4 protein-coding genes and 1 riboswitch are annotated in these 4489 nt (G+C 75.0%); of the genes, 2 read left to right on the top strand and 2 right to left on the bottom strand.

Features of this window, described 5'->3' with window-relative positions:
- A partial coding sequence (locus ACWCSD_RS48525) for a Bcr/CflA family efflux MFS transporter (RefSeq protein WP_449925931.1) occupies positions 1-1104 on the top strand: 1104 nt, incomplete at its 5' end.
- Positions 1105-1136: 32 nt separating this feature from the next.
- Here the strand turns inward: ACWCSD_RS48525 and ACWCSD_RS48520 are convergent.
- Positions 1137-2069: a MerR family transcriptional regulator gene (locus ACWCSD_RS48520; protein ID WP_449925928.1), complete on the bottom strand. Its 933-nt coding sequence runs from the start codon at positions 2067-2069 to the stop codon at positions 1137-1139.
- An 82-nt stretch (positions 2070-2151) separates the two neighbouring features.
- Positions 2152-2238: riboswitch (ZMP/ZTP riboswitch) on the top strand.
- A 22-nt stretch (positions 2239-2260) separates the two neighbouring features.
- Between ACWCSD_RS48520 and ACWCSD_RS48515 the strand changes: the two genes are divergently transcribed.
- Positions 2261-3715 (top strand): glycine hydroxymethyltransferase, encoded by a 1455-nt coding sequence (locus ACWCSD_RS48515; RefSeq protein ID WP_397160278.1) that lies wholly within the window; start codon positions 2261-2263, stop codon positions 3713-3715.
- Positions 3716-3750: 35 nt separating this feature from the next.
- Here the strand turns inward: ACWCSD_RS48515 and ACWCSD_RS48510 are convergent, their stop codons facing one another.
- Positions 3751-4254, bottom strand: a complete 504-nt coding sequence (locus ACWCSD_RS48510) for an NUDIX domain-containing protein (RefSeq protein WP_397160280.1) — start codon at positions 4252-4254, stop codon at positions 3751-3753.
- Positions 4255-4489: the final 235 nt, after the last annotated feature.

Below are 4489 nucleotides of genomic sequence, written 5' to 3'. Positions count from 1 at the left end.
CTGGGGACGGGCGCGGCCGGCGTGCAGCTCACGCTGACCGCGTTCCTCACCGGGCTGGCGCTGGGGCAGCTCGTCATCGGGCCGCTGTCCGACCGGTTCGGCCGCCGCCGGCCGATCCTGCTGGCCACCGCCGCGGCCCTGGCCGCCTGCGTCCTGTGCGCGCTGGCGCCGGACATCCGGACGCTCGTCGCCCTGCGTTTCGTGCACGGGTTCGCCGGGTCGGCGGGCATCGTCATCGGCCGCGCGGTGGCGGCCGACCTGACGTCCGGCCGGGCGGCGGCGCGGATCTTCTCGCTGCTGGCCTCGGTGGTCGGCGTCGCGCCCGTCGTGGCCCCGCTGATCGGCGGCGCGCTGTCGCCCGCCGGGTGGCGCGCGGAGTTCTGGGTGATGGCCGGGATCTCGGCGGTGATGCTGCTCGGTTCGGCGCTCGTCGTGCCCGAGACGCTGCCGCCCGGACGCCGGCACGCGGGCGGCCTGGCCGCCACCGGGCGGACCGTGCGGCGGCTGTTCGCCGACCGGGGCTATCTCGGTTACGCCTTCTCCTTCGCCTTCGGCTTCGCGGGGCTGATGGGGTACATCTCGGCCTCGCCCTTCGTCGTGCAGAACGTCCTGGGCCTGTCCACCCCCGCCTACACCGTGACGTTCGCGGCCAACGCGCTGGGCATGACGCTGACCGGCCTGGCCGCGGCGCGCCTGGTGCGCCGGTTCAGCCCGGAGGGGCTGCTGCGGACCGGGCAGGGGGTCGTGCTGGGGCTGTCGGCCGTGCTGCTGGTGCTGCTGGGGGCGGGGGTGGCCGCGGTGGTGGTGCTGCCGGTGCTGTTCGCGCTGGTCAGCTCGTTCACGCTGATCATGGGGAACGCGGCGGCGCTGACGGTGGGGCGGGCGCCGTACGCGACCGGCACGGCGGCGGCCGTGATGGGCGCGTTGCAGTTCGCGCTCGGGGCGCTGGTCTCGCCGCTGGTCGGCCTGGGCGGCGCGGACACCGGGCTGCCGATGGGCGTCACGCTGGTCGTCAGCGCGCTGCTCGGCATCGGCGCCCGCCTGCTGACCCGGGGCCTGCCCGAGACCGGCCCCACCACCGCCGAGGCCCCCGCCCGCGGCTGAGCCCCGTCCGGTGGTGTCTTCCGGGCCTGGGTTCAGGGGGCCGGGTGGGTGCGCAGGGCCGTGTCGAGCCAGTCGAAGGCCGGGGCCGACGGGGCCGGGGGCGGCCAGGCGTTGATCACGGCGAGCAGGCGGAGGTAGCGCTCCCTGCGGGGGTCGTTCGCCGCCGTCAGCCTGGCCAGCAGTCGCAGCCGGAGGCCGGCGTCGTCGGGACGGCCCAGGAGGCGTGCGTACTCGCCGGCGACCGCCGCCACGACCGGCGCGGACTCGGGCGCGGCGGGATCCACGCCCACCGCCAGCGCCTTCCCCGCCGCCCACACGCCCACCGACACGGCGTCCCGCGGCACCCCTTCCCCACGGCCCGCGGCACGGTCGGTGGCGTGGTCGGTGGTCAGGTCGTGCAGCCTCGCGCGGAAGGACGGGTCCGCCATCAGTTCGGCCAGTTCCAGCCACGCCTCCACCTGCTCCGGCTCGGCGTCGTCCGGCAGTTCGGGGGTCAGCGAGACCCGCATCCCCGCCAGTCCCGGCCCGGCGTCCGGGACGGCGGCGTCCAGGAAGTCGCCGACCAGGCGGCGGCGTTCGTCCTCCGACAGTCCTGCGAGTCTGTGCATGAGCTCCATCTCCTCGGGCCCCGAGCCGCGCCGGGCCACCGCCGTCAGCACCGCGCGCCGCATCCGCAGCGTGCGGATCCGCACCGCCAGGGCCTCGGCGTGCGCCGCCGCGACCTGCGCGAGCGTCAGCTCCCGATCCACGACCTTGCGGACCGTGACCAGGTCGACTCCGAGGTCGCGCAGCGTGCGGACGAGGTCGAGGCGGGCCGCGGCGGCGGCGTCGTAGAGGCGGTAGCCGGCCGGGCTGCGTTCCACCGGCGGCACGATCCCGCGGTCGGAGTAGAACCTGATGGTCCTGACCGGCAGTCCGGTCCGCCGCGCCAGGTCGCCGATCGTGTAGAGGGTGCCGCCGTCCATGGCTCCACCTTGGCGTCTCCCCCTGGTGGAGACTCAAGCGCCTCCCTCGTCGCGCGGCTCCGGCCGATGACCGTGGTGTCAAGCCTCGGATCGTGACCGGCGTGATCGTAAGGTGGGACTGACCACCGGGGAGCGGTCCTGGACGTCGCCGCGCGCCTGGGTGCCCTCACTTCGACGGCTCGGGAGAAGTCATGGCTGAAGAGCACCCCCATTCCTACGGCGCCCACGACGCGGCCACCGTGTCGGCCGCCTACCGCAACGCGCTCGACGTGATCGCCGCCGTGGAGCCCGGCGTGGCCGGCGCGATCCGCGCCGAGCTGGCCGACCAGCGCGCCTCGCTGAAGCTCATCGCGAGCGAGAACTACGCCTCCCCGGCCGTCCTGCTCACGATGGGCACGTGGCTGTCCGACAAGTACGCGGAAGGCACGATCGGCCACCGCTTCTACGCCGGTTGCCAGAACATCGACACCGTCGAGCAGCTGGCGGCCGACCACGCCAAGGCCCTGTTCGGCGCCGAGCACGCCTACGTCCAGCCCCATTCGGGCATCGACGCCAACCTGGTGGCGTTCTGGGGCATTCTGGCCCACCGGGTCGAGGCCCCGGCCCTGGCCGCCGCCGGCGCGCGGCACGTCAACGACCTGTCGGAGGACGACTGGGAGACCCTGCGCAAGGCCCTGGGCGACCAGCGGGCCCTCGGCATGTCGCTGGACGCGGGCGGTCACCTGACCCACGGCTTCCGTCCCAACATCTCGGGCAAGATGTTCCACCAGCGCTCCTACGGCACCGACCCGGAGAGCGGCCTGCTCGACTACGACGCGCTGCGCGCGACCGCCCGCGAGTTCCGCCCGCTGGTGCTGATCGCCGGGTACTCGGCCTACCCGCGGCGCATCGACTTCGCCCGCATGCGGGAGATCGCCGACGAGGTGGGCGCGGTCCTGATGGTGGACATGGCGCACTTCGCCGGGCTGGTCGCGGGCAAGGTGTTCACCGGCGTGCACGACCCGGTGCCGTACGCGCACGTCACGACGACCACCACGCACAAGTCGCTGCGCGGGCCGCGCGGCGGCCTGGTGCTGTGCCAACGGGAGTACGCCGACTCGATCGACCGGGGCTGCCCGATGGTGCTGGGCGGCCCGCTCGGCAACGTGATGGCGGCCAAGGCCGTCGCCCTGGCCGAGGCGCGGCAGTCCGAGTTCGCCGACTACGCGCGGGCGGTGGCCGGCAACGCGGTCGCCCTGGCCGAGGGCCTGGCGCGGCGCGGCGTACGGCTGGTCACCGGCGGCACCGACAACCACCTGGTGCTGCTCGACGTGTCCACGTACGGGCTGACCGGCCGGCAGGCGGAGTCGGCGCTGCTCGACGCCGGGATCGTCACCAACCGCAACGCGATCCCGCGCGACCCCAACGGTGCCTGGTACACCTCGGGCATCCGGGTCGGCACCCCGGCGCTCACCTCGCGCGGGTTCGGCACGCCGGAGTTCGACCAGGTCGCCGAGCTGATCGTCGGCGTGCTGACCGACACCACGCCGTCGGCCACCTCCAAGGCGAAGTACGACCTGCCGCAGAGCACCGCCGAGAAGACCCGCGCCGCGGCGGCCGAGCTGCTGGCCGCCCACCCGCTCTACCCGGGCCTCGACCTGGGCTGACCCACCGGCCGCCCACCCCGCTCACTCCGGCCCGCTCACTCCTGGCCGCGACGGGCCCGTCCCGCGAAGTAGGCGGCCGCCGCCCGGGTGTGGGCGGGGAACGCCAGCTCGGCGGGCCCGTCGATGACCAGCCACTCGCTCGTCTCGTCCGTGGCCTCCATCGGCGGCAGCGCGGACGCGGTGACGCGCGGGCCGAGCCCGAAGATCAGCACGGTTCCGTCCGGGGCGCTGACCACGTCGAAGAGCGTGACGTCGGCGGCCTCGGCCACCACGCCCGTCTCCTCGCGCAGCTCGCGCACGGCCGCCTGCTGCCAGGACTCCCCCAGGTCGATGAACCCGCCGGGGAGGGCGAGCCGACCGCGGCGCGGCTCGACGTCCCGGCGTACGACGAGCAGGCCGTCGTCGACGGGCAGCAGCGTCACCGCGACCGGCAGCGGGTTGAGGTAGCTGGTGTTCCCGCAGGCCGCGCAGGTGCGGGGCCAGGGCTGGCCGGGGGCGAAGGCGGCGCCGCAGAAGGAGCAGTACGCGTTCCTGATCACGCCGCGATCCTAGAGCCCGGCCCGGCGACCGGGCCGGCTGGACGACGGTGCCATGGGGTCAGCCCGCGACCGAGCGGTCCGCGCGGCTGACCAGGGGATTGCCGCGGTGGGGTTGCCAGGCGGCGCGCAGGCCGCGCAGCTCCTCCCGGACCCGGGCCGAGGAGATCAGCCGGATGTCGTCGCTCAGGTCGAGAACGGTGGCCGCCGCCTGGTCCACCTCCCCCGCGCGGAGAAG

Source organism: Nonomuraea sp. NPDC001684 (assembly GCF_053596515.1).
This window is presented reverse-complemented; position numbering and strand designations above follow the sequence as displayed.